Origin of the sequence: Blastomonas natatoria, assembly GCF_003201955.1 — a bacterium.
In the GTDB taxonomy this organism is placed as follows: domain Bacteria; phylum Pseudomonadota; class Alphaproteobacteria; order Sphingomonadales; family Sphingomonadaceae; genus Blastomonas; species Blastomonas natatoria.
In genome coordinates, this window is the sequence record NZ_QJJM01000008.1 from 12,983 (window position 1) to 38,995 (window position 26,013).

General features: G+C 64.4%; 21 protein-coding genes. 20 read left to right on the forward strand and 1 reads right to left on the reverse strand.

Translation table 11 applies throughout. The features are described from left to right. Window positions 1-200: 200 nt before the first annotated feature. On the reverse strand, window positions 201-2,186 hold the full coding sequence (locus C7451_RS11140) for a hypothetical protein (protein WP_146215350.1): 1,986 nt from the start codon (window positions 2,184-2,186) through the stop codon (window positions 201-203). Between the two features lie 234 nt (window positions 2,187-2,420). Here C7451_RS11140 and C7451_RS11145 point away from each other — a divergent pair, with 234 nt between their 5' ends. The 20 genes from C7451_RS11145 to C7451_RS11240 all read left to right on the forward strand — a co-directional run bounded on the left by C7451_RS11145 (window position 2,421) and on the right by C7451_RS11240 (window position 26,011). After that, window positions 2,421-3,410 carry a cysteine synthase A gene (locus C7451_RS11145; RefSeq protein WP_110299052.1) on the forward strand — a complete coding sequence of 330 codons (990 nt, stop codon included), beginning with the start codon at window positions 2,421-2,423 and terminating at the stop codon, window positions 3,408-3,410. A 57-nt stretch (window positions 3,411-3,467) separates the two neighbouring features. Further along, window positions 3,468-3,782, forward strand: a complete 315-nt coding sequence (locus C7451_RS11150; RefSeq protein WP_146215351.1) for a hypothetical protein — start codon at window positions 3,468-3,470, stop codon at window positions 3,780-3,782. After that, on the forward strand, window positions 3,782-4,567 hold the full coding sequence (locus C7451_RS11155) for a Gldg family protein (protein ID WP_110299054.1): 786 nt from the start codon (window positions 3,782-3,784) through the stop codon (window positions 4,565-4,567). The genes C7451_RS11150 and C7451_RS11155 overlap by 1 nt, the downstream gene beginning before the upstream one ends. Window positions 4,568-4,865: 298 nt before the next feature. Then, window positions 4,866-5,360 (forward strand): division/cell wall cluster transcriptional repressor MraZ, encoded by a 495-nt coding sequence (locus C7451_RS11160; protein WP_146215352.1) that lies wholly within the window; start codon window positions 4,866-4,868, stop codon window positions 5,358-5,360. Continuing rightward, window positions 5,360-6,352 (forward strand): 16S rRNA (cytosine(1402)-N(4))-methyltransferase RsmH, encoded by a 993-nt coding sequence (gene rsmH / locus C7451_RS11165; RefSeq protein WP_110299056.1) that lies wholly within the window; start codon window positions 5,360-5,362, stop codon window positions 6,350-6,352. Before C7451_RS11160 ends, rsmH begins: the two co-directional genes overlap by 1 nt. Further along, window positions 6,349-6,945 carry a hypothetical protein gene (locus tag C7451_RS11170; protein WP_110299057.1) on the forward strand — a complete coding sequence of 199 codons (597 nt, stop codon included), beginning with the start codon at window positions 6,349-6,351 and terminating at the stop codon, window positions 6,943-6,945. Before rsmH ends, C7451_RS11170 begins: the two co-directional genes overlap by 4 nt. After that, complete coding sequence (locus C7451_RS11175; protein ID WP_110299058.1) at window positions 6,942-8,651, forward strand: peptidoglycan D,D-transpeptidase FtsI family protein; 1,710 nt, start codon at window positions 6,942-6,944, stop codon at window positions 8,649-8,651. The genes C7451_RS11170 and C7451_RS11175 overlap by 4 nt, the downstream gene beginning before the upstream one ends. 96 nt (window positions 8,652-8,747) lie before the next feature. After that, window positions 8,748-10,175, forward strand: a complete 1,428-nt coding sequence (locus tag C7451_RS11180; RefSeq protein WP_110299059.1) for a UDP-N-acetylmuramoyl-L-alanyl-D-glutamate--2,6-diaminopimelate ligase — start codon at window positions 8,748-8,750, stop codon at window positions 10,173-10,175. Continuing rightward, on the forward strand, window positions 10,172-11,590 hold the full coding sequence (locus C7451_RS11185; RefSeq protein WP_110299060.1) for a UDP-N-acetylmuramoyl-tripeptide--D-alanyl-D-alanine ligase: 1,419 nt from the start codon (window positions 10,172-10,174) through the stop codon (window positions 11,588-11,590). The genes C7451_RS11180 and C7451_RS11185 overlap by 4 nt, the downstream gene beginning before the upstream one ends. Further along, window positions 11,590-12,660, forward strand: a complete 1,071-nt coding sequence (gene mraY, locus C7451_RS11190; protein WP_110299061.1) for a phospho-N-acetylmuramoyl-pentapeptide-transferase — start codon at window positions 11,590-11,592, stop codon at window positions 12,658-12,660. The genes C7451_RS11185 and mraY overlap by 1 nt, the downstream gene beginning before the upstream one ends. Then, complete coding sequence (gene murD, locus C7451_RS11195) at window positions 12,657-13,997, forward strand: UDP-N-acetylmuramoyl-L-alanine--D-glutamate ligase (RefSeq protein ID WP_110299062.1); 1,341 nt, start codon at window positions 12,657-12,659, stop codon at window positions 13,995-13,997. The genes mraY and murD overlap by 4 nt, the downstream gene beginning before the upstream one ends. Beyond that, the gene (locus C7451_RS11200) at window positions 13,994-15,223 is read left to right on the forward strand and encodes an FtsW/RodA/SpoVE family cell cycle protein (RefSeq protein ID WP_208625199.1); all 1,230 of its coding nucleotides are present in this window, start codon (window positions 13,994-13,996) and stop codon (window positions 15,221-15,223) included. Before murD ends, C7451_RS11200 begins: the two co-directional genes overlap by 4 nt. After that, on the forward strand, window positions 15,223-16,413 hold the full coding sequence (gene murG, locus C7451_RS11205) for an undecaprenyldiphospho-muramoylpentapeptide beta-N-acetylglucosaminyltransferase (RefSeq protein WP_208625200.1): 1,191 nt from the start codon (window positions 15,223-15,225) through the stop codon (window positions 16,411-16,413). The genes C7451_RS11200 and murG overlap by 1 nt, the downstream gene beginning before the upstream one ends. After that, a complete protein-coding gene (gene murC / locus C7451_RS11210; RefSeq protein WP_110299064.1) occupies window positions 16,410-17,822 on the forward strand; it encodes a UDP-N-acetylmuramate--L-alanine ligase in 1,413 nt (470 codons plus the stop codon). Before murG ends, murC begins: the two co-directional genes overlap by 4 nt. A gap of 101 nt (window positions 17,823-17,923) precedes the next feature. Continuing rightward, window positions 17,924-18,823: a UDP-N-acetylmuramate dehydrogenase gene (gene murB, locus C7451_RS11215; RefSeq protein WP_110299065.1), complete on the forward strand. Its 900-nt coding sequence runs from the start codon at window positions 17,924-17,926 to the stop codon at window positions 18,821-18,823. Next, on the forward strand, window positions 18,820-19,770 hold the full coding sequence (locus C7451_RS11220; protein WP_110299066.1) for a D-alanine--D-alanine ligase: 951 nt from the start codon (window positions 18,820-18,822) through the stop codon (window positions 19,768-19,770). The genes murB and C7451_RS11220 overlap by 4 nt, the downstream gene beginning before the upstream one ends. Continuing rightward, window positions 19,754-20,650, forward strand: coding sequence for a cell division protein FtsQ/DivIB (locus tag C7451_RS11225; RefSeq protein WP_110299067.1), 897 nt, complete (start codon window positions 19,754-19,756; stop codon window positions 20,648-20,650). The genes C7451_RS11220 and C7451_RS11225 overlap by 17 nt, the downstream gene beginning before the upstream one ends. Continuing rightward, on the forward strand, window positions 20,647-21,960 hold the full coding sequence (gene ftsA / locus C7451_RS11230) for a cell division protein FtsA (protein WP_208625201.1): 1,314 nt from the start codon (window positions 20,647-20,649) through the stop codon (window positions 21,958-21,960). Before C7451_RS11225 ends, ftsA begins: the two co-directional genes overlap by 4 nt. A 137-nt stretch (window positions 21,961-22,097) precedes the next feature. Further along, the gene (ftsZ, locus tag C7451_RS11235) at window positions 22,098-23,528 is read left to right on the forward strand and encodes a cell division protein FtsZ (RefSeq protein ID WP_110299068.1); all 1,431 of its coding nucleotides are present in this window, start codon (window positions 22,098-22,100) and stop codon (window positions 23,526-23,528) included. 137 nt (window positions 23,529-23,665) lie between these two features. Continuing rightward, the gene (locus tag C7451_RS11240; RefSeq protein WP_146215353.1) at window positions 23,666-26,011 is read left to right on the forward strand and encodes an SPOR domain-containing protein; all 2,346 of its coding nucleotides are present in this window, start codon (window positions 23,666-23,668) and stop codon (window positions 26,009-26,011) included. The last annotated feature ends 2 nt before the right edge of the window (window positions 26,012-26,013 follow it).

The window sequence follows — 26,013 nt, forward strand, 5'->3', positions numbered from 1 at the left end:
GTGATCCGTCATGGGATTGGTCGCCAGCTTGACCATTTTCGCTTCCTGTTTCCAGCCTTCCGGCACAGCCAGTTCCTCGACGTAATGAATGAATGCATCACGGTCGGAGTCGCCTCTCATGCCAAAAGCCATTTCAACCTCCTAAGTCGAGCGCAGCGCGGGACTGCGTCGAGTGATAAGCAAATAGGAACAACAAAGCGTTACGACAATGATCGACCTTGTCCCACAATCCATGGGCGAGCGAATTCGGCATCGGCGCGCAAGGCCACCACCTCATCCAGCTTCCAGACATAGGCGGTTTTGCCATCACCTCTGCCGTCGAGAGTATGCTCCTCTTCCATCGATGCCGTCAACCTTACCGCCAGCGCATGAGAGCCCTGAGGCAGTTGGAGCATTCGCTGATTTCCGCCCTTGTCCCGGAAAAGCGCGACGCTACGGCTTTGGGCGGCGTCCATGACGGCCCCCCGCTCGATCAGGCCAAGCGATGTCAGTGTCAGCACCGACGATCCCGGATCGTCTGCGAGCACGCCTGCATAATGCCCCGGCCATCGTGATGGCAATTGCGGTCCGTCCATCAGCAAGGCGATGAGGAGGTTCGGTCCGATCGCGCGCACGACTGACTGGCACGGATCAGCGCGCGCAAGGTCCTCGCAGATCAGTACGGTCAGGCTGGTACCTGCTCGTACCTCGAAAAACTCAATTATGCGGCGGGAAAGCGGAATACCTTCCCACCAGTTTGAATCGGGCGACATCCGATAGCTGAGACCATAGCGCTGGATCTGCGGCTTGTTGATCTTCCAGCGGTGATGCTTCTCGCGGCACCCTCTTATCCCCCATTCGGAGCCGCTTTCCTTGTCGACGCTGCTGAACACCGCGTAATTGCCATGGCGCGTTCCGGCCTTGTCGCTAATCGGCTCCTCACTTGTGCCAGAAATGATGAACTCGAAACCTGTCTTGGAGAAGCTGTTCTTCAGTGCGATCGCCACGGCACCAAAGGTTTCCGCATTGAGCGCATATTCCGGGAAGATGACCCCGTGCACTTCCCCCAGTTCACTCACTGCAAGGTTCACAAGATTCTGCACAAAGGCTACGATCTGGGTCACGGAGGCTTCCCTGTCGCCGCAGTGCAGCCAGTCCTGTTTCAGCTTGAAAAACCCCCATCGTTGCTGGCCAATTTCTTGCTCCACATGGAAGGACGAGGGGTTAATTCGATACGGAAAGGGGATGAGCAGCAAATTCAGCGGCTTTGCCTGGTCATGCGAATGATCCTTCGACACTGCGGGCCAGGGTCTGGCCCCGGGCACGTACCATCGCGCCTCGACCTGGCTGATGGGGGGAAGCAGCGCCAGGTTATGGGTCAGGTTGCGTATCGTGCACCCCAAGGACGACGTGCGAGTCTTGGGAAGGACAGCGACCATGGACTGGTTGATCTGCTCGGTGGTCAGCGTGCTGATGCCGCGATCAAAGGTTGAATTGTTGCGCTTTGCCTCGTCCTGTCGTTCGCTGATATTCTGCAGCAGAACATACTGGACCTTGGTGGGCAGGCCGTCCCGAATCGTTGGGGCAACACGGAACCCTAGGCCCGAACTGGCAATATCCGATGCAATCAGTAACGAAAGGGCAGGAAGCCACCAGACCTGGGTTTCGGTCGAATGATACGATGCGACCGAATGATCGCCGTAATCCTGCACCAGCTTTTTCCAGCAATCATGGATGATCGCGACATCGTTCTTCTGGATGATGTCGGCAAGCGATTGATCGAAAAGCCTGACCTTGCCCACAACTTCCGGTTCCGGATCGCTCAGCATGGTCCACGCCCAGCATCGTCCGGCAGCTTCCAGCCTGCCCCGATAGTCCGGGTCGAATATTCCCAGACGATCAGAGCGATCATTGCCGTTCAAAGAGGGCTCGATAATCTGCCGATAACCGCTCGCCCGGTCGAGCAGCGTCGCAACAACCGCAAAAACGTCAGGCGGCCAATTGGGAATGTCATCCCAGGAACGAGAAGAGCCCTTGGATGTCTCCCGAGTTCCGTTTGGCAGAATGCGATGTATCAACTCAGCAACAGAGCTCATTTCAAGCATTCTCCCCCAGCACACTTGAATGATCATATTTCTTGTAATGAAACTACAGAAATCGGGCCGTGATTCAAGGCTATGGAAGGGGCGGGAGAAAATCAATGTCATGATAATATGTCCATAATGGATGATTGCTGTAGACGAATTTTGATTTGTGTATAATCATGGCAAATGCGCTTATTTCTCGCCTCCGGGATGGCAATCGACTTGATGTTTCTTGATAACGCAGATGGCGTTTCGGTAGGTGCAGAGATCCTGTCAAAGGGATGCGAACCGCTCACCGCTTGCCTGTGCGGCAGCTAGTGCCTTGCCGCCCCCGCAGGCCGTGTCTATCTAGCGGCGATGACCATTGCACCGACCACGCTCGACCTGATTGGCAACACTCCGCTCGTGCGGCTCCACGGGCCCAGCGAGGCCGCGGGCTGCGACATCTACGGCAAGTGCGAATATGCAAATCCCGGCGCATCGGTGAAGGACCGGGCTGCGCTCTACATCGTGCGTGATGCAGAGGAGCGCGGCACGCTCCAGCCCGGCGGCACGATCGTCGAGGGCACGGCGGGCAATACCGGTATCGGCCTGGCTCTGGTCGCCAATGCCAAGGGCTACAAGACGATCATCGTCATGCCCGAGACCCAGTCCAAGGAGAAGATGGACACACTGCGCGCGCTGGGGGCGGAACTGGTTCTGGTCCCGGCGGCGCCCTATGCCAATCCCGGCCATTTCGTGCACACCTCCCGCCGCCTCGCAGAAGAGACAACGGGTGCGGTCTGGGCGCAGCAGTTCGACAACATCGCCAACCGCCGCGCGCATATCGAAGGCACGGCGGAGGAAATCTGGGCGCAGATGGACGGGCGGATCGACGGCTTTACCTGCGCGGCAGGCACCGGCGGCACCATCGCGGGCGTCGGAATGGGCCTGAAGGCGCGCGACCCCAAGGCCACGATTGCGTTGACCGATCCGCACGGTGCCGCGCTGTTCAACTATTACGCCAATGGCGAGTTGAAGGCAGAAGGCTCGTCCGTCGCAGAAGGCATCGGCCAGGGGCGCATCACCGGCAACCTGGAAGATGCGCCGATCGACACGCAATTCCGCATCTCGGACGAGGTCGGACTATACTGGGTGCAAAGACTGCTCAAGGAGGAGGGGCTGTGCCTTGGCCTGTCCTCGGGTATCAACGTCGCAGGCGCGGTCGAACTGGGGCGGACGCTTGGGCCGGGATCGCGCGTCGTAACGATCCTGTGCGATACGGGCTTCCGGTATCTTTCGACGCTGTACAATCCCGAATGGCTGCGTGCCAAGGGACTGCCTGTCTTCCCCTGGCTGGCCGGTTGACCTATATTCCTGACCATGGTCGCTGAAAAAGCCCGCAACACAGGGGGCAACCCCATCATGCACCGGCTGCAGATCGGCATCGGCGGTATCTTCGCGGTGCTGGTGATGGTCGCGCTCGCTGACATGCTGCTGCAGCGTGCCGGGACCGAAAGGCCTGTCGATACCGCCGTTGTGGCCGAGCCGGGCGTCGATGCAGCGGCTGTGCCGCCCGTGGTGCAACCGCCCGCAGCCAGCGAACCGCTGGTCGATCTGGGAGTGGTCCCCGACCTTCCCGCTGAAGGGACGCAGCACAGTGTAGGTGGGCAGACGCCAGTGGTGGGCGAACTGCAGGATGCACCTCAATCGGGTTCACCCAGCCAGCCACAACAGTGATGCGTGCATGGCTTGCGCTGACGCTGGCGAGTCTGGCGGCCGCAGCCTGCACGCCGATGGCTGCGGAACAGCCGGATCACAGGCGCAAGACCGAGGCGCTTTCCCCGATAATCCCCGATATGCCACGTCAGCGGATCGCGCTGATGAGCAGCCTGCCGCTGGTCTATGGCGCCGGGGTGGATATGGAAGGCGTCATCGCAGGCAAGGCTGATCCGCATCCGCTGCATCAGGCTCTGGCAGCTGGGCACGATCTGGTCCTGCCCGATGCGCTGGACGCGCGCACACTCGAAGGGGTGCGCCTTGCCATCTTGGTCCAGCCGCGCGCGCTTGCACCAGGCGAATTCGTGGCGCTGGACACGTTCGTGCGCACTGGCGGGCGATTGCTGCTCTTCGTCGATCCCATGCTCGAATGGCCCCGCGGGGCCAGCCTCGTCGATCCGCAAGGCCCGGTGCGGTCTTCGCTGATGTCACCCCTGCTCAAGCATTGGGGAATCGAGCTGCTGAACCCCGGGATCGAATCGCGGCGGGGGGGTAAATCGGGCGCGTTACTGGTCCATCCGGGGCAGTTCGGGGTTTTGCCGGGGAAATCTGGGGACGCGCAATGCCGTGTCGATGATGACGGGCTGTCGGCGCGCTGCCGGGTGGGGGCCGGAAGGGTGATCCTTGTTGCCGATGCCGATCTGCTTGACCCGGAGATCCTCCGCAACACCGATGAATCCGGGCGTGCCACCCGGCGGTTCGTGCATGATCTGCTGACAGAGCTGGGCCAGGAGGGCGGCGGATGAAGCGACAGCACGGGCCATGTTCGGCTCACCCCAAATCCGGAACGTCAGCCCCAATGTTACCGTTCTAGGCCCAAAAAACCCCTTCCATCCCCAAGTTTCCCTTGGTATGGACTCCCTTAATCGGGGTTCAACCATTCGTGATTCCTTGCCGACCTGCGGCGCCCATGCGGTGCGGGAGCTTGCGAACTTTATCCGCTGACAGGCGGGTGGGCTCGCCATTCGGCCAGGGCATCACCGGTCAGCACCCCCGGACAGTCAGGGATACGCAACGGGCGCGGCAAAGGGGTGAATTGACCAAGTGGCGGAAATCAGTGCCTTTCTTGGTTCTGCATTGACCACCATCGACCCCAAGGGGCGGATGGCCATCCCGGCTGCGTTCCGCAATCCCATCATCGCAAACTCGAATGGCGAAAGCTCCGTCGTCTTCTCGTTCAATGCGCAGGGCCAGTGCCTGCAGGGCTATGGCACCGAGCGGCTGAACGCGCTGATCGAACAGATGCGTCGCCGCGAGCAGATCGCCAGCGAGACGGGCGAGGAATTCCGCACCGAACTGTTCGGCGGTCCCCGGTTCAACAGCACGGCCACAATCAGCTTCGACGGCAGCGGCCGTCTGATCCTGCCCAAGATGCTGGTGGCCATGGCGAGGATCGAAAAGCACGTGTTCTTCAGCGGCAACGGCACCGATTTCAGCGTCTGGGGCTATGAGCATCTGATGTCGCTCGATGACCCGCGCCTGGCATCGCAGCAGTTCAACGCACGTTTCCTGATGGAAGAGCTGGGGGGCAAGCGCTGATGGCCGCACCCGAAACCAGCAAGACGCCGCACAATGCGCCGCACGTTCCCGTGCTGCTTGAAGAGGTGCTGGACGGGCTGGCGATCCAGCCGGGCGAAGTGCATGTCGATGCGACCTTCGGTGCTGGCGGGTACAGCCGTGCCATGCTGGCAGCGGGGGCGAACGTCCACGGCTTTGATCGCGATCCCGATGCTGCCGCCACCGGCCAGGCGCTGGTGGAGCAGAGCGAAGGTCGGTTCAGCTTTCATGCCGGGCGCTTTTCGCAGCTCGCGCAGATGCTGCGCGCCGCAGGTGTGACCCAGGTCGATGGCATCGTGTTCGATATCGGCGTCTCTTCGATGCAGCTCGATCAGGCCGAGCGTGGTTTCTCGTTCCAGTCGGACGGCCCGCTCGACATGCGGATGGGCCAGGATGGCCTGAGCGCAGCCGATTTCGTCAATACTGCCGACGAAGGCGATATTGCAGACATTCTGTATCTTTACGGCGAGGAGCGCCAGTCGCGCAGGATCGCCCGCGCCATCGTCGCCGCCCGTCCGTTGCAGAGGACGCTCGAGCTGGCGACGGTGGTGCGTAAGGCTCTGGGCTATCGCCCCGGTGCGCCGAAGGACCCGGCCACGCGCACCTTCCAGGCGATCCGCATCCATGTGAACGGAGAGCTGGACGAGCTGCGCGAAGGGCTGGTCGCCGCCGAGGCGATGCTCGCGCCGGGCGGACGCCTCGCCGTGGTCAGCTTTCACAGCCTCGAGGACCGCATCGTCAAGCGCTTCCTCAAGGCGCGATCGGGCAGCGAGGGCGCGGGGTCGCGTCACCTGCCTGACACGTCCGGCCAGCGCCGGGTCCCCAGTTTCGAGAAACCCGCCAGACCGACCCGGGCGGGCGAGGCCGAATGCGCGCGTAACCCCCGCGCGCGTTCGGCCACCTTGCGGGTGGCGGTACGCAGCAGCGCTCCGGCCTGGGGTGCATTCGACGATGCGGAAAGGCGGGCGGCATGATCCTCGCAGTCAAGCGCCTCAAGACCATCGGCTGGATCGCGCTCATCTTCATCGTCGCGATCGCGCTCTATCCGCTGTCGCTCAGCGTTGCGACGCTGCGCAGCGACCTCACGCGCACCGAACGCGACATTCTGCGCACACGCGCCGAGATCCGCTATCTGGAAACCGAATTCGCTACCCGTGCCAGCCTTGCCCAGCTCGCGATGTGGAACGACCTGGAATATGGCTATGAAGCGCCCAGCGCCGCGCAATATCTTGATGGCGAGCGCGAACTGGCAAATCTGGGCGAGATCGACAAGCCGCTCGATGAGCCGGTGCGGGTTGCCGCGATGACGATCAAGCCGCAGGCCGAGCCGGCGCCGATCAAGCCGTCTGAACTGGCCGCCAACACGGTCAAGACGCCCGAGCCGCTCTCGGTTTCGGCCAGTGTCGCGATCATCAGCCCGGCACGGGCGGCAACCGCCGCAACCGCACCCAAGGCGGCCAGAGCCGGTGACGACAAGAGTGCGGGGCGCCGCCTGCTCGACGATCGGCTGCTCGATCGCATCAATCAGCAGGCCGATGCCGAATTGAAGAAGACGGGGGGTCAATGACTGCGCTTGCGTCTGGAAGTCACAGGGTCCGTCTGGCCAGCAAGCGCCAGCATCTCACGCTCACCGCCCAGGTTCGTCTGGTGGCGGTGCTTGCGCTTTTCGCGCTGGGTGTCGGCGCCATCCTGTTGCGGCTGACCTTTATCGGTGTCTTCGGCGAGCAGGCCCAGGCAGCGACGCGCTCTGCTCTGGTCGATCCCGGCCGGGGGGACATTGTCGACCGCAACGGCGTGCCGCTGGCGCGCACCATCGACGGCTATGCCATTCGCGTCGTGCCGGACCGGCTGATCGGCGACCGCCGGGTGCTTGCCCGCAAGCTGGCGGAAATCTTCCCCGACACGTCCGAAGAGCGTTTCCTCAAGCTGCTCAGTCGTACCAAGCCCACGTATCTTCGCCATCGCGCGGTGCCCGAAGAGGTCAACCGCGTCCATGCCCTGGGCGAGGTCGGTATCGAATTCCCGCGCGAGAAGGAACGCTTCTATCCGCAGCTGCAGCTGGCTGCGCACGTGCTCGGCTATGTTCATCCCGATGGCCATGGCGTCTCGGGCATGGAGCGGGCGATGGACGCAGAGCTCATCGATCCGAAAAAGCGGCTGACCCCATCGGCGCTGTCGATCGACATCCGCGTCCAGGCGGCGCTGGAGGATGAACTCGGCAAGGGCATGAAGGCCTATGACGCCAAGGCTGCAGCGGGAATCGTGCTCGACGTCGAAACCGGCGAAGTCATGGCCATGACCTCGCTGCCCAGCTTCAACCCCAACCAGTTCGATGCTGACAGCATCGCCTTCGAGGCAAATCAGGTCACTTATCGCTTCTTCGAACTGGGATCGACGTTCAAGCCGCTGACCGTCGCTGCGGCGATCGATGCAGGCACGGTGACCAGCATGGCACGTCGCTATGATGCCAGTCGCCCGCTCAAGGTCGCAGGCTTCCAGATCCGCGATTCCCATTCGTCGGGGCGCTGGCTCAACGTGCCCGAAACGCTGGTGCACAGCTCCAACATCGTGACCGCGCAGATTGCGGATGAACTGGGACCGGAACGGCTGCAGGCGGTGATGCGCAAGCTGCATTTCGATCGTCAGGCCGAAATCAACCTTCGTGAGCGTGCCAAGCCGCTCTGGCCGGCCCAATGGGGCAGGCTCACCAACATGACAGTGGGCTATGGCCATGGCATCGCGGTGACGCCGCTGCATCTTGCTTCGGCCTATGCCGCGATGGTCAATGGCGGCCTCTACCGCCCGGCGACGCTGCTCAAGCTCAACCCGGCGGACGTGCCGCGCGGCGAGCGCGTGTTCAAGGCCTCGACCAGCGCGCGCATGAACCAGCTGCTGCGCATGATCGTGCGCGACGGCACCGGCCGCAAGGCAGAAGCTCCGGGTTTCCGCGTGGGCGGCAAGACGGGCTCGGCAGAAAAGCCGGGCGCCGGCGGCTACAGGCGCAGCTCGGTGGTGGCAACCTTCGCTGCTGCCTTCCCGATGGACAAGCCGCGCTATGTGGTGATCGTCATGATCGACGAGCCCTCGGGCAACCAGGCGTCTTCGTTCCAGCGCACCGCTGGCTGGACTGCCGCCCCGGTGGTCGCCAAGCTGGTGCCGCGGATCGGCCCGATGCTGGGTGTCATTCCCGATGACCGGCGCGATGTCGACGTATCCGAACTTATGCCGCTGCTTTGGAAGGCGCCGGGCACGAAATCGGACGATCCGGTATAGGCAGTTATGCACAGGCCCATGATGCAGGGGGTTGCATCTGAAGCGGCGAAAAATAGAGGAGGCGGGAATTTTCTGGGTCGGTAAAAGGGACGCACAATGAGACTGGGTGAACTGGCATCAGGGCTGTCGGGCGACGCATCGGCGCAGACAGTCACCGGCTTTGCCATTGATCACCGCAAGGTTGCGCCCGGTACGGTTTTCGGGGCCTTCAAGGGTGCGCGTTTCAACGGCGAGGATTTCATCGCCGATGCCGTCGCTGCCGGCGCGATTGCCGTTGTCGCCAGGCCGGAGGCGAAGGTGGAGGGTGCGGTCCATATCGCCGATGCCAACCCTCGCCGCACCTTCGCGCTGGCCGCTGCGCGCTTCTTTACCCCCGTGCCCGCGCATGTCGCTGCCGTTACCGGCACCAACGGCAAGACCTCGACCGCCGAGATGACGCGCCAGCTCTGGCGCATGGCCGGCCATAATGCCGCCTCGATCGGGACGCTGGGCGTCACCACCTCGGTCGATCAGGCGAGCACCGGGCTTACCACGCCCGACATCGTGACCTTTCTCGGCAACATGTCGGGCCTCGCGCGCGAGGGCGTGACCCATGCGATCTTCGAGGCGTCGAGCCACGGCCTGTCGCAGTTCCGCACCGAAGGACTGCCCGTCCAGGTCGGCGCGTTCACCAATCTGAGCCGCGACCATCTCGACTATCACGGCACGATGGAGGCCTATTTCGAGGCCAAGATGCGGCTGATCGACGAGGTCGTCGCCGATGACGGCCATTTCGTCGTCTGGTCCGATGACGAATGGTCGCAAGCCGTGATCGACCGCGTCAAGGCGCGCGGCCTCAGCCTGATGACCGTCGGCGAGGCGGGCGAGGCGATCCGTCTGGTGAGCCGCACCCCGACCCAGCTCGGGCAGCAGCTGGTGCTCGAGCACGCCGGTTCCCAGGTGAAGGTCAATCTGCCGCTGATCGGCGCCTATCAGGCTGCCAATGCTCTGGTTTCCGCCGGGATCGTCATCGCCGCAGGCGGGGCGCCTGCCCAGGTGTTCGACCATATGGCGCGGCTGCAGCCGGTGCGTGGGCGGCTAGAGCGCGCGGTGATTACCCGCGAAGGCGCGCCGGTCTATGTCGATTATGCCCACACCCCCGATGGTCTGGTCGCCGCCATTGCCGCCTTGCGCCCGCATGTCTCGGGCAGGCTGATCACGCTGTTCGGTGCGGGCGGTGATCGTGACACCGGCAAGCGTCCGCAAATGGGCAAGGTCGCAAGTGACCTGTCCGATGTCGTGATCGTCACCGACGACAATCCCCGTTCGGAGGATCCGGCCAGTATCCGCGCGGCGATCATGGCGGCAGCGCCCGATGCCACGGAGATCGGTGGACGGCGCGAGGCGATCGCCGCTGCCATCCGGATGGCGGGCAAGGACGATATCGTGCTGCTGGCGGGCAAGGGCCATGAACAGGGTCAGATTGTCGGCGACCGGGTCCTGCCGTTCGACGATGTGCAGGTTGCGCGAGAGTGCGCGGCATGAGCCTCTGGACTGCATCCGAACTTGCTGACGCCACCGGCGGCACCGCCTCGACCGACTTCGCGGTCAGCGGCGTCGCGTTCGATTCGCGCGAGATCGAGCCCGGCGACCTGTTCATAGCGATGCGCGGCGAGGCGACCGACGGGCATCTGTTCATCGACCGTGCCATGGCCGCAGGCGCAGCGGGCGTTATCTGCGAACGGCCGGTCGATCACCCGCACGTGCTGGTTGCCGACAGTGCCGCCGCGCTGACGGCGCTCGGCCATGCGGCGCGCGCGCGCAGCAGCGCGACGATCGTCGGGGTGACTGGCTCGGCGGGCAAGACCGGGACCAAGGAGGCCCTGTTCCACGCGCTCGACCGGATGGTGCCCGGTACGGTGCACCGCTCGGTCAAGAGCTACAACAACCATGTCGGCGTGCCGCTGAGCCTTGCCCGCATGCCACGGGATGCGAAGTTCGGCGTGTTCGAAATGGGCATGAACCATGCAGGCGAACTGGCCGAACTGACCCGGATCGTCCGCCCCCACGTTGCGCTGATCACCACGATCGCACCCGCGCATATCGGCAATTTCAGCAATGGCGAAGAAGGCATTGCCGATGCCAAGGCCGAAATCTTCCAGGGGCTTGAGCCGGGTGGTACCGCGATCGTGCCGCACAACAACCGTCATTATCCGCGCCTCTATGCCGCCGCCCAGGCGCATGCGCATGTCATCCGCCGCTTCGGCAGCCAGAGCGACAGCGAAACCCGGCTGATCGATGCGATCCCCGCGCCCGAAGGGGGGTCCCTGATTACGGCGCAGATCGGCGATGCGCGGCTGTGCTTCCGCGTGTCCGCGCCTGGAGAGCATTGGGTGATGAACGCGCTGGCGGTGATGACCGCCGTCGATGCGGCGGGCGGCGACCTGGCAATTGCGGGCCTTGCCCTGGCCGATCTGCCGGGCATGTCGGGGCGTGGCGAGCGGATGCAGGTGGCAACGCCCGATGGCGGTGCTGCACTGCTGATCGACGAGGCCTATAACGCCAACCCCGCCTCGATGGCGGCGACCCTTGCGCTGCTCGGCCAGGAAAGGGCCAATCACCGGATAGCGGTGCTGGGGGCGATGAAGGAGCTGGGCGAGACCTCGGACAGCTATCATGCCGGGCTTTCAGCCCCGATCATGGCCGCCCGGGTCGATCATGTCATTCTGGTCGGCGACGAAATGGCACCCTTGGCCGATGCGCTCGCCAAATCGCTTGAGTGGCAGGGCACAATCGCGCATGTGCCCGCCGCCGATGCGGCGCTGCCTGCGCTGCTGGCCGTTCTGGGCGATGGCGATGCACTGCTCGTCAAGGGGTCCAATTCCGTGGGATTGTCCGCACTGGTGCGCGCGCTGGCAGCTCGGCCGGCCGCATCCGCCATGTCGCGGGAGGGGGTTTGATGCTGTATCTGCTGGCGCAATATCTGGATTTTGAAGGCCCGCTGAACCTGATCCGCTATCTGAGCTTCCGCTCGGGTGCGGCGATCGTCACGGCGCTCTTCATCGGGTTGATCATCGGCCCACGGTTCATCCTGATGCTGCGCATGCGCCAGGGCAAGGGCCAGCCGATCCGCCTTGATGGCCCGCAGACGCACCTCGCCAAGCGCGGAACGCCCACCATGGGCGGGCTGATGATCCTGATTTCGCTCACCATTTCTGTGTTGCTGTGGATGGACCTGACCAACGTCTTCGTGTGGGCGTGCCTTTGCGTGACGCTGGGCTTCGGGTTGATCGGATTCCTCGATGATTTCGACAAGGTGCGCAAGGCGAGCCACAAGGGCGTTTCCGGCAAGGTCCGGCTGATGGGCGAGTTCCTGATCGCCGGGATAGCGAGCTGGGTTATCCTGGGCCAGACCGGCACCTTGCTCTACGTGCCGTTCATCAACTACCCGCCGTTCGACCTCGGCTTTTTCTACATCCCCTTTGCGGCCTTCACGATCGTCGCGTTCGGCAATGCGGTGAACCTGACCGACGGGCTCGACGGCCTCGCCACCTTCCCGGTGGTCATTGCCAGCCTCGCCTTCCTGCTGATCGTCTACATGGTCGGCAATGCCAAGTTCGCCGCCTATCTCGGTATCCCGCACGTGCCCGGCGCGGGTGAGCTTGCCATCTATTGCGGCTGCATCATCGGCGCATGCCTCGCCTTTCTGTGGTTCAACGCACCGCCTGCCGCAGTGTTCATGGGCGATACCGGCTCGCTGGCGCTCGGTGGCGCGCTGGGTGCCATCGCCGTGGCTGCGCATCACGAGATCGTGCTCGGCATCGTCGGCGGCCTGTTCGTGGTCGAGGCGATGTCGGTGATCATCCAGGTCTTCTTCTTCAAGCGCACCGGCAAGCGCGTGTTCCGCATGGCGCCGATCCACCACCATTTCGAACAGCTGGGCTGGGCGGAATCGACCGTGGTCGTTCGGTTCTGGATCATATCGCTGGTGCTGGCACTGGCCGGCCTTGCGACGCTGAAGATCCGGTGATTACCTCTCCTGCCTTTGCCGCGAAACGCTATTGCATCCTGGGCCTCGCGCGCTCAGGGCTCGCGACGCTCGATGCCTTGATGGCTTCGGGCGCCCAATGCACCGTCTGGGACAATCGCGAGGAAGCCCGCGAGACGGCGGTGGCGAACCACCCCGATGTGCAGATCGGCGATCCGATGGAGATTGATCTGGCGGGTTTCGATGGGTTGATCGTTTCGCCCGGCGTCCCGCTCAACCGCCATCCGGTCGCAGACCGTGCCCGCGCGGCGAGCGTGCCGATCATCGGCGATATAGAACTGTTTGCGCTCGCCCGTGCAAGCCTGCCGCCACACCGCGTGATCGGCATCACCGGTACCAATGGCAAGTCGACCACCACCGCACTGATCCATCACATCATCCGCGAGGCTGGAGTGCCCACGATCATGGGTGGCAATATCGGCCTGCCCATCCTGTCGCAGCCGCCACTTTCCCCCAATGATGCCGGCACCGGCATCTATGTGCTGGAATTGTCGAGCTATCAGATCGACCTGACCTTCAGCCTCGATTGCGACGTCGCGGTGCTACTCAACATCACGCCGGATCATCTGGACCGCTATGACGGGTTTCCCGGTTATTGCGCGGCGAAGGCGCGACTCTTCAGCATGCAGCAGGACGCTGCGCATGTTGCGGTCATCGCCACGGATGACGAACCGACCCGGACGATCGCCGCGAGCTTGAGCGCGCCGATCGAGGTGCACGCCTCCGATATCTCTGCCGAAGACCAGCGCGCCTGGCCCGCATTGCAGGGTCCCCATAACGCCCAGAATGTCGCGGTGGCGCTGGCCGCGGTCGACGCGCTGGGGCTCGACAGGGCACGCAGCCGTGCGTCGCTCGCGACCTTTTCCAGCCTGCCGCATCGCATGGAACGCACCGCCGAGCATCGCGGCGTGCTTTATGTTAACGACAGCAAGGCGACCAACCCTGCATCGACTGCTCCGGCGCTGGCTGCCTATCCCCGAATCCACTGGATTGTCGGCGGCCTGCCAAAGGGCGACAGTCTCGATGAGTGCGCTCCGCATTTCGGCCATGTTGTCCATGCCTATACCATTGGCGAGGCGGGACCGGCTTTTGCCGACCAGCTTGAACCGTTGATGCCCGTCACGCGCGCCGAACTGATGGCGAATGCCGTGCGCAGCGCGATGACCAATGCGAAAGCAGGCGAGGTGGTGCTGCTGTCGCCGGCCTGTGCCTCGTTCGACCAGTTCCGGGATTTCGAGGCGCGGGGCGACAGCTTCCGCAAGATCGTCGATGCGCTGATTGGCGAGGATGCGACCCATCAGGAGGATGCCAAAAGATGAATGATCTGGCCGCCACCGTCCCCGCCGCCGGCCTTTCGGGCAAGCGCGCGTACAAGCTGCCCCGCAATCTTGGGCGCAGGCTGGGTCGCAGCGACCGGTCGCAGCTGGCGATCTGGTTCTGGGAACTGGACCGCGTTCTGCTCGCGATGATCCTGATGCTCATCGCCATCGGCCTCATCGCAGTTCAGGCGGCATCGCCAGCAACCGCGCGCCGCCTCTCCACGGCGACAGAGACATTGAGCCCGCTCTACTTCTTCTATCGTCAGCTCGGCTGGGTCATCGTCAGTCTGGGCTTCATGTTCGTGGTGTCGATGCTGCCAAAGCGCGAAGCACGCAGGCTTGCGATCATCATGGCGTGCGTCTTCTTCGTGCTGCTGGCGCTGGTTCCGATTCTGGGCAACACGGTCAACGGGTCGAAGCGCTGGATCGGCTATGGCATCGGCATCCAGCCGTCCGAATTTCTCAAGCCCGCTTATGCGGTCACGATGGGCTGGATCATTTCGCTGCGGGTGAAGGACCCCAGCCTGCCGGTGCTCAAGCTGTCGATGGCGATAACGGCGTGCATCGCGTTTCTGCTGATGCGGCAGCCCGATCTTGGCCAGACGATCATGTTCATCGGCATCTGGTTCACGCTGATGCTGCTGGCTGGTCTGCCGATGCAGGTCGTGGGCCTTGGCGTCGGCGCGGGTGCGGTCGGCATGACGCTCGCCTATTTCTTCTACCCGGTGGCGACGCAGCGCATCAACGGCTGGCTGTTCGGCGCGGGCGAATATGACCATGTGATGTTCGCGCACAAGACGCTGACCGGCGGCGGGCTGATCGGCACCGGGCCGGGCCTCGGCGTCCACAAGTTCAACCTGCCCGAGGCCCATACCGACTATATCTTTTCGGTGATCGGCGAGGAATTCGGCCTGCTCGCCTGTGCGGCGATCGCGCTGGTCTATTTCGCGATCATCGTGCGCATCTGCATGCGCTTGCTCGACGAACGCGATCTGTTCACGATTCTCGCGGTGACGGGTCTGACCGCGCAGCTCGGGGGGCAGGCGTTCATCAACATTGCGGTGAACCTGCAGCTCTTTCCGTCCAAGGGCATGACCCTTCCGTTCATCAGCTATGGCGGTTCGTCGATGATCGCATTGGGCATCGGCGCGGGCTTGCTGCTGTCGCTCACCCGGCGTAACCCGTTCGAGGACCGCAGCCTGCTCGGATCGGACTGGAAGAACTGATGACCATTTCACGCCATTATGTGCTCGCCGCCGGCGGCACCGGCGGACATTTGATTCCGGCCTATGCGCTCGCGCGCGAATTGCAGCAGCGCGGGCACCATATCGCGCTCGTCACCGACGAGCGCGGCGCAAAGATTCCGGGGATTTTCGAGGGCGATCAGGTGCACATTCTGCCGCCCGGACGGATCGCCGGCGGGCCGATCGGCTGGCTTCGCGGCATGAAGGGCATCTGGGCAGGGCGGGCGATGGCGCTCAACCTGTTCGAGAATTTCCAGCCGAGTGCGGTCATCGGCTTTGGCGGCTATCCTGCGCTGCCGACGCTGCTCGCGGCGCAAAAGGCGCGCATCCCGACGATCATCCACGAACAGAATGCGGTGCTCGGCCGGGTCAACCGCTTCATGGCAGGCCGGGTCGATGCCATCGCCACGGCCTACAAGCAGGTCGACCGGCTGAACCCCAAGCTCAAGGACCGAGTCCATCTGGTCGGCAATCCGGTCCGCGATGCCATCTTGTCGCTGCGCGGTGAGAATTACCCGCCGCTGCTTGAAGACGGCGTGTTCCGCGTGCTCGTCACCGGCGGCAGCCAGGGCGCGCGGGTCCTGTCCGAAGTCGTGCCCGATGGCCTCGCCATGCTGCCGGTCAATCTGCGCCGTCGCCTTCAGGTCGTGCAGCAGTGCCGCGAGGAGGATATCGAGGGCGTCCGCGCCAAATATGCCGAGCACGGCATTCCGGCAGAGCTCGCCACGTACATGAACGACATTCCAGAAAAGCTGGGCTGGTCGCACCTGTTCATCGGCCGGGCGGGCGCATCGACCATCGCCGAGCTGACCGTGGCGGGCCGCCCCGCCATCCTGGTGCCGCTCCCCATCGCGACCGACGACCATCAGACTGCCAATGCGCGCGAGATGGTCAAGGCGGGGGGCGCGCGCTCGATTCGGCAGGAGGCGTTCACGCCCAAGGAACTCGCCAAGCAGATCCAGAAGATGGCGCTCGACCCGCATGCGCTGGAAAACGCAGCGCTTGCTGCGCACAAATGCGGTTACCCCAATGCGGTGCGCGATCTGGCCGACCTGGTCGAGAGCTTCGGTGCCGCACCGCTGACAGGCATTATTCGCGTGGCCCCTGCCGCCAAGGGTCAGGCCCGGGGCGGCGAAGCTCTGGCGCGCGAAGCCGAAGGACAGGAAGCATGAAGGGCGTCGGAATCGACATCGGGACCATCCATTTCATCGGCATTGGTGGAATCGGCATGTCCGGCATTGCCGAGGTGATGCACAATCTGGGCTACAAGGTGCAGGGTTCGGACATTGCGGAGAGCTATGTCGTCGAGGGTCTGCGCAAGCGCGGCATCAAGGTGATGATCGGCCACAAGGCGGAAAATCTGGGCGACGCCGCAGTGGTCGTCACCTCGACCGCGATCAAGCGCGGCAATCCCGAGGTCGACCTTGCGCTCGAGAACCGCGTGCCTGTCGTCCGGCGCGCCGAGATGCTGGCCGAGTTGATGCGCCTCAAGTCCACCGTTGCAGTGGCGGGCACGCACGGCAAGACCACCACAACCTCGATGATCGCGGCGATGCTCGATGCGGGCGGCATCGATCCCACCGTGATCAACGGCGGCATCATCAACAATTACGGCTCGAACGCGCGTCTGGGCGACAGCGAATGGATGGTGGTCGAGGCCGACGAGAGCGACGGCAGTTTCCTGCGGCTCGACGGAACGATCGCGGTCGTCACCAATATCGATCCCGAGCATCTCGACCATTATGGCAGCTTCGACCGGGTCAAGGACGCTTTCGTCGAGTTCGTCCAGAACGTGCCCTTTTATGGCGCGGCGATCCTGTGTCTCGATCATCCCGAGGTCCAGGCGATCCTGCCGCGCGTCAAGGACCGGCGTGTGGTGACCTATGGTTTCAGCGCGCAGGCCGATGTGCGCGGCGACAATGTCGTCTCGATCCCCGGCGGCAACCGCTTCGACGTGACTGTGCGCGAGCGCGATGGTTCGACGCGCCAGATTGCCGGGATCGAACTGCCCATGCCGGGCCGCCACAATGTGCAGAACGCCATCGCCGCGATCGCGGTCGGTCTGCAGATGGGGATGGCGGATGCCGACATCGTCACCGGTTTTGCCAAGTTCGGCGGGGTAAAGCGCCGCTTCACCAAGGTGGGTGAAGTGGACGGCATCACGATCATCGACGATTACGGCCATCACCCGGTGGAAATCCGCGCGGTGCTGGCGGCGGCGCGCGAGGGCGTCAAGAACCGCATCATCGCCGTGGTCCAGCCGCACCGCTATTCGCGCCTCGGCGATCTGATGGACGAGTTCCAGCAGGCGTTCAACGATGCCGATATCGTCTATGTCGCGCCGGTCTATGCAGCGGGCGAGGAGCCGGTCGAGGGCGTGAGCGCCGAGGCGCTGGCGAGCGGCCTCAAACAGCGCGGCCATCGCCAGGCACGCACCATCACCGGGCCGGACGAGCTGGCAGACCTGCTTGCAGCAGATGCGCAGGATGGCGACATGGTCATCTGCCTCGGCGCTGGCGACATCACCAAATGGGCAGCGGGTCTCGCTGATGCGATCACGCAGCGGAAGGTGGCTGCGTGAGCCTATCCCAATCTCCGTTTGTCCCGAGCGAAGTCGAGGGACGTAATCCCGATGGGTTGCGTAAGGTCCCTCGACTGCGCTCGGGACAAACGGGTGTGGGTATGTCTGTAGACAATCCGATTGGAGTGCGTGGAAAACTGACCCCCAATGCCCCCCTCGCACCCCTCGTCTGGTTCAAGACCGGCGGCGCGGCGCAATGGCTGTTCGAGCCGAAGGACGCCGATGACCTCGCGCAGTTCCTCGCAGATCTTGACCCCTCAGTTCCGGTCATGGCACTCGGCCTCGGCTCTAACCTCATCGTGCGCGATGGCGGCGTGCCCGGCGTCGTGGTGCGCCTCGGCAAGGCGTTCGCCAGGGTCGAGCGGATCGATGACGTGACGCTGAGCTGCGGGGCAGGTGCGTCGGGCATTCTCGTGTCCTCGACCGCGCGCGACGCGGGCATCGGTGGCCTCGAATTCCTGCGCTCGATCCCCGGCACGGTCGGCGGCTTCGTGCGGATGAACGGTGGGGCCTATGGCCGCGAGGTCAAGGATATCCTGATCGATTGCGAGGTCGTGCTGCGCGATGGCACGCGGCGGACACTGCAACTCACAGACCTGCACTACACCTATCGCCATTCCGAGCTGCCCGAAGGTGCGATCGTCATCGCGGCGACCTTTCGCGGTCACCCCGATGCCCCGGAAGCGATCCAGGCCGAGATGGACCGGATCGCCGCCTCGCGCGAGGCTAGCCAGCCGCTGCGCAGCAAGACCGGCGGATCGACCTTCAAGAACCCTGAAGGGCACAAGGCCTGGCAACTCGTCGATGCGGCCGGCTGTCGCGGTCTCATGCTCGGCGGCGCGCAGGTCAGCGAGAAGCACACCAATTTCCTGATCAACACCGGCACCGCCACCAGCGCGGACATCGAAGCGCTGGGTGAGGAGGTCCGCGCCCGCGTCCTCGCCCAATCGGGCGTCGCGCTGGAATGGGAAATCCAGCGGATAGGAAAGCCGAATTCATGACCCTGCCCAAGCTCCATATTGCCGTGCTGATGGGCGGCTGGTCGGCCGAGCGCGAGGTGTCGCTGATGAGCGGCGAGGGCGTGGCCAAGGCGCTGGAATCGCGCGGGCATCAGGTGACGCGGGTCGACATGGACCGCAATGTCGCTGCGGTGTTGGCGGGCATCCGTCCCGATATCGTGTTCAACGCGCTGCACGGCACGCCGGGCGAGGATGGCAGCGTGCAGGGCATGCTCGACCTGATGCAGATCCCCTATACCCACTCGGGCATGGCGACCTCGGTCATCGCGATCGACAAGGTGCTGACCAAGCAGGCCTTGGTGCCGCATGGCATTCCGATGCCTGGCGGGCATATCGTGCGGTCGGAAAGCCTGTATGCGGGCGATCCGCTGCCACGCCCCTATGTGCTGAAGCCCGTCAACGAAGGCTCGTCGGTCGGCGTCGCCATCGTCAAGGCCGACAGCAACTACGGTGATCCGATTGCGCGCGATGCCATCGGACCCTGGCAGGAATTCGAGGAGCTGCTCGCCGAACCCTTCATCAAGGGCCGCGAACTGACCACCGCCGTGCTCGGCGACCGTGCGCTGGGTGTCACCGAGCTCCGCACCAAGTCGGGCTTTTACGACTATGACGCCAAATATACCGACGGGCTGACGACGCATATCTGCCCGGCGGAAATCCCCGAAGAGATCGCGCAGCGCTGCCTGGAGCTGGCGCTCAAGGCGCATGACATTCTCGGCTGCAAGGGCGCGTCGCGATCGGACTTCCGCTGGGACGACGAAAAGGGGCTGGACGGGCTGTACCTGCTGGAGGTCAACACCCAGCCGGGCATGACCCCGCTCAGCCTCGTTCCGGAACAGGCGGCAGCGATCGGCATCAGCTATGCCGATCTGGTCGAGATCATCGTTGAACAGGCATTGGGGGGCACCCGGCATGGCGACACGGATTAAGCGCGGCACATCGGCGAAAAAGGGTGCGACGCGGCCCAAGCCGCGCACGGCGCAGCGTTCGCGCACCAATGCGCTGCTCGCGCGTCTGCCGTTTAGCGAAGAGCAGATGCAGAAAGCCGCGACCATCGGCATACTGGGCATTCTCGCGCTGGGCGGCGTCATCACCGCGCAGTTCATGGGCGTGCCCGGCATGGTGCAGGAAGAGATGGCGCTCGCCGCCGGACGCGCCGGGTTCGAGGTCAAGAAGGTCGAGGTCCGCAACGTCGACAAGATGAACGAGCTCAAGGTCTATGAGATCGTGCTCGCGCAGAAGGACCGGTCGATGCCGCAGGTCGATCTGGAAGAGCTGCGCCGCCAGCTGACGCGGTTCAGCTGGATCGCCGATGCGCGCATTTCGCGCCAGCTGCCCGACACGCTGATCGTCGATATCGTCGAGCGCGAGCCGCTGGCGGTATGGGAGGATCGCGGGCGCGTGATGCTGGTCGATGCCGAGGGCGTCGCGCTTGAGCCCAGCCCTGGCCAGATCGATCCCAAGATGCTGCGCATCGTCGGCAAGCGCGCCAACACCCGGATCGGCGATCTCACCAAGCTGCTCGACGCCGCGCCGGCGCTGACCCCGCAGGTGAAGGAAGCCGAATGGGTCGGCAACCGGCGCTGGAACCTCAGCTTCCATACCGGCGAGGTGCTCGCGCTGCCCGAAGGCGAGGAGCTGTCGCAGGCTGCGCTGGTCAATTTCGCGCGGATGGACGGGGTCAATCGGCTGCTCGGCAAGGGCGTGACCTATTTCGACCTGCGCGATCCCGAACGCGCCTATCTGCGACGCCCGCGTAGCCCCGCCAAGCCTGGAGGCGATGCTCTGGCATCGGCAGCTGACCAATGAGCGGTGGCAAGGCCCGCAAGGGCGGCGCGGCCGTCCCCCGGATCGAAAAGACCTATGGCGCGCTCGATATCGGCTCGTCCAAGGTGTGCGCGATGATCATCGGGCGCACCGATGCGGGCGAGCTCCTGGTGCTGGGCACCGGCCAGCGTGCCAGCGAGGGCGTCAAGCGCGGCTATATCACCGACATGGCGGCGACCGAACTGGCAGTGCGCGAGGCGGTGGAACAGGCCGAGCGGATCGCGGGGCTCAACATCGACCATGTCCATGTCGGCTGCACCTCGGGCGGGCTTACCAGCACGATCGCACGGGTCGAGATCGACCTGGGCGGCGGTCGCATCGACGAGGACGATGTCGATCATCTGCTGGCCGCCGGACGCGAGACGATCCAGCCGGGCGGACGCATGGTGCTGCACGCGCAGCCCGCGCTCTATACGCTCGATGGCGCGACTGGGGTGAAGAAACCCATCGGGCTGCATGCCGAGCGGCTGGGCGTCGATATCCACGTGATCTTTGCCGACGGAGCGCCGGTGCGCAATATCGACCAGACGGTGGCGGCGGCCTATCTCGGCGTCAGCGGCATAGTGGCCGCGCCGATCGCTGCCGGCACCGCAGTTCTGGGCGAAGAGGAGCGCGAACTGGGCGTCGCGCTGGTCGAGATGGGGGCGGCGGTCACCAATATCTCGCTTTATGCCGGCGGCATGCTTGTCGGGCTGTTCACGATTCCGTTCGGCGGCGCAGACATTACCGATGCCATTGCCTCCGCCTTTGGCCTGCGCCGCGCCGAAGCCGAGCGGATCAAATGCTTCCATGGTGCCGCGACATCCTCGCCGCGCGACAATCACGACATGATCGACCTGCGCCTGCCCGAAGAGGACAGCAAGCTGGTCGGCGCAGGCGGGCGCACCGACGACAAGCATTCGATCAGCCGGGCGCAACTCGTGTCGGTCATCCGTCAGCCGCTCGATTATCTGATCGGGGAAATCACCAAGGGCCTGAAGGAACTGGGCTTTACCGGGGCACAGGGCCAGCGCATCGTGCTGACCGGTGGCTGCGCAGAGCTGCGCGGCCTGGCCGATCACATGCAGGTGGCGCTGGGCCGTACGGTGCGGATCGGCCGGCCCACCGGAATTGCCGGGCTGCCCGATGCCCATGCGGGGCCGGCATTCTCGACCCTGGCGGGCTTGGCGCTGTTTGCTGCCGATGAGCCGGTCGATATCCGCAGCATTGCCTCGAGCTATCAGCAGGTCCACCGCCATTCGGGCGCGGCTGTGCTGCAGCGTTTGTGGCGCGCGCTGGTCGGAAATTTCTGACCATGCAGCGCCTTTCGTCGCTCAGGCTGCAGGAACCAGTGGAAAAACCCGATTTTTTGGGTGAATTCGCGAATCAATCTGTGCAATGTGGGTTTTGGTATTTGCTTCAGAATAATGAAGCAGGGGAGAATTAAGGCATGAGCATCACCATCGGACCGCCGACCGTCGACGAACTGCGCCCGCGCATTGCTGTGATCGGGATCGGCGGCGCTGGCGGAAACGCTATCGCCAACATGATCGCGGCCAATGTCGAGGGCGTCGATTTCATCGTCGCCAACACCGACGCGCAGGCGCTGAACAGCTCGACTGCCGAGCAGCGCATCCAGCTTGGGCCGGATGTGACCCAGGGCCTGGGTGCCGGTTCGCGGCCCGAAGTCGGTCGTGCGGCGGCGGAAGAAACCGTTGGCGATATCGAGGCGATCCTCGAAGGCACGCACATGTGCTTCATCGCTGCCGGCATGGGCGGCGGCACCGGCACCGGTGCGGCCCCGGTCATCGCCAAGGCTGCACGCGATCGCGGTATCCTGACCGTCGGCGTCGTCACCAAGCCTTTCACATTCGAAGGCACGCGCCGCATGCGCTCTGCCGAAGCCGGGATCGCCGAGCTGCAGAAGAATGTCGACACGCTGATCGTCATCCCGAACCAGAACCTGTTCCTGGTCGCCAACCCCAACACGACCTTCAAGGAAGCGTTCCAGCTGGCTGACGAAGTGCTGCAGCAGGGCGTGCGCTCGATCACCGACCTCATCGTCAATCCCGGCCTGATCAACCTCGACTTTGCCGATATCCGTTCGGTGATGCGCGAAATGGGCAAGGCGATGATGGGCACGGGCGAAGCCGAGGGCGATGGCCGTGCGCTGGAGGCCGCCGAACGCGCGATTGCCAACCCGCTGCTCGATGGCGTGTCGATGAAGGGCGCCAAGGGCGTGATCGTCTCGATCACCGGCGGCGACGACATGCGTCTGATGGAAGTCGACGAAGCGGCCAACCACATCAAGGAACTGGTCGACCCCGATGCCAACATCATCTGGGGCAGCGCCTTCAATCCGGAACTGGAAGGCAAGATCCGGGTCTCGGTCGTGGCCACTGGCATCGACGGCGATGCGGTCCAGCAGCCTGTCGAAGAGGCTCGCCCGTTTTCGCTGAACCAGGCTGCGCCGCGCGCCTTTGCTGCACCGGCTCCCGCGCCCGCACCGAGCTTCGCCGCTGCGCCGCGTCCCGCACCGGCCCCCGCTCCGGTGGCCGCTGCCGAACCCGAAGCGCTGGATCTGGGCGTCGCTGCGCAGTCGCTCGATGACGATACGGGTGGAGACGAACTGCTGCTCGATCCTGCAAGCGCACAGATGCCCGAAGAACCGGCCCCCGCTGCATTCGTCGCTCCGCCTGCGCAGACGGCCGATCCCGTGGCAAAGGCCCCGCGCGTAGCCACCGGAGGCGGAACCCTGTTCGAGCGGATGTCGAGCCTTTCGCGCGGTGGCGCGCGCAGCGATGACGAGGGTGAGGACGACAGTGCAGATGCACCGCCGCTCAACATCCCGCGCTTTCTGGGCCGCCAGAACAACCAGTAATCCCTTTGCCCGCCGCTGGCACTAGCAGCGGCGGGCATTTGGTTCCCGCAAGCTATCGAATACGGCACACGCCCTGCCGTGTGCGTGCACGGGACATGCTTGCAATCGCCCCTGCAAACCGCGACTGACAGGGGCATATGGCTTTCAACCCGCTTTTGCGTACCCGGAAAATGCGTCTTGCCGCCTTGCTTTGCGCGGCCGCCAGCGTCTCGCTCACCCCTGCCCATGCGCAGGAAGAAGGGCCCGATGCGCCCGATACCGGGTATAATTCGCTCGAGGTCGCACAGCCCAAAGGCACGCGCGAGCTGCAGAATGCCTTGCAGCGGCTGGCCGTTTACCCGGGCGATGTCGATGCACTGATCGATGCCGGCAATGCTGCGCTGCTGCTGCAGGACCCGCAGGCCGCGATCGGCTTTTTCGCGCGAGCCGAGGAGATGTCACCCGGCAATGGCCGGATCAAGGCCGGCCTGGGATCGGCGCTGCTGCTCAACGAAAATCCCTATGAGGCGCTGCGCCTGTTCGACGAGGCCAAGAAGCTGGGCGTTCCTGAGACCGTCTATGCCGCCGACCGCGGTCTGGCCTATGATCTGGTCGGCAATTTCAACGCGGCCCAGGATGATTACGAACTGGCGCTTCGGCGCGGCGGCGATGATGAGACGATCCGCCGCTATGCCCTGTCGCTGGGCATTTCGGGGGACCGGGCGGGGGCAGAGGCTCAGCTCGATCCGCTGCTGCGCAAGCGCGATGCCGCCGCCTGGCGAACCCGCGCCTTCGTGCTCGCCATAGCGGGCGATGCGGATGGGGCAATCGCGATCGCCGATGCAACTATGCCCAAGCGGATGGCCGCCTCGATCGAGCCGTTCTTTCGCTTCATGGGACGGCTGACCCCGGCGCAGCAGGCTGCGGCTGCGCATTTCGGCCAGTTTCCGGCGGCGGCTGCGATGGGCAAGGACGATCCGCGCAACCGGCAATATGCTGCGCTCGGCACGCAGCGTCCGCGGCCTGGCCGTGCCGATGCCGGACTGATCCCGGCGGGCGATCCGCTTGGACCGGCGACCGATACCAAGAGCCGCAAGCTTGCCAAGGTCGACAAGTCTCAGCGGCGCAGGCCGGGCAAGCTGAGCAAGAAGGAGCGCGAAGCCATTGCGCTGGCCCAGGCCGAGGCTGCGGCCAAGCCGGTGCCGGTTCAGGCGCGCGCGCCTGGTCCTGTTCCGCCGCCCGATCTGCTGATTCCGGGCCGTGGTGGTCCAACACCATCGCCTGCCGCTTCGACCGTGCAGACTGCACGGGCCACGGTGCAGCCATTGCCCGGTCAGACCGCGTCGGCACCTTCCAGGGCGACCGTTCAGGGCCAATCGTCCGATCTGGTTTCCGCCCGCCCGCGGGGTTCCATGTCCAGCCCTTCGCCCACGCCTGCCGCGCCCGTGCGGGTGGTGTCGGCGCCCCCATCGGTATCGCGGACCAATGGTGGCCAGACCAGCCTTCCCTCGCCGCAATCGCTGCTTCCGCCGGCAGATTCGCCCGTGCAGGCAGCAGCGGCGGTTGCACAGCCGACTGGCGGCCAGGCCGAGGCTCTGGCGCAATCGGCCGTCAATCCTTCAACGCCGATGATCGGTGCCGGTGACAGGCCGGTTCTGCTATCGGGTGTGAACGAGCTACCCCGTCCCGGCTTTTCCTCGGTTCCTGCCGCCGCCGTAAGCGGACTGGCTACAGCTGCGACGCCGGTTCAGGGTCCGGGCCAGGGTTTCGACCTTGCTCAGGTAACCGGACGGACGACGGACACCCCAGCAGGGACGCAATCACCGGCGCCCGGCACAATCCAGCCTACATCCCCCGCACCGGCGAGCTCTGGCCCGGCCGCCCTTGCCAGTGCCGCCAGTGGACAGCCCGTCCCGGCAGAACCGGAGCCCGCGCGCGTGACGCTCGCATCGGTCATTGCCAGCATCTCGGTTCCGCCAAGCGAACTGGCGCTGGCCGAGGATGCGGTGGATGTCACCAAGTTGCAGCCCATGCCCAAGCTGCCGGATGAAAAGGCACTGGCCGCGAAAAAGGCGGAAGAAGACAGGAAGCTGGCCGAAGCGAAGGCCGCAGAAGAGAAGAAGCTGGCGGACAGGAAGCTCGCCGAAAGGAAGGCGGCGGACGAGAAGAAGCTGGCCGAAAAGAAGGCGGCCGAGAAAAAGGCAGCTGCTGCCAAAAAGGCAGCGCCCAAGCATCCCAAGCGCTATTGGGTGCAGGTGGCAGGCGGCGCCAACCGGGCCGATCTGTCCAAGGAATGGAAGCGGCTGACCACCACATCGCCTGCGCTGTTCAAGGGCAAGCAGGGCTGGTGGACACCGCTCAATGCCACCAATCGGCTGCTGACCGGTCCGTTCAAGAGCTCCGACGAGGCGCAGGCCTTTGTCAACACGCTGGCCAAGAACAAGCTGTCGGGCTTTCCCTTCACCAGCTCCGAAGGGCAGGAAGTGACCGCGCTCGGCAAATGATC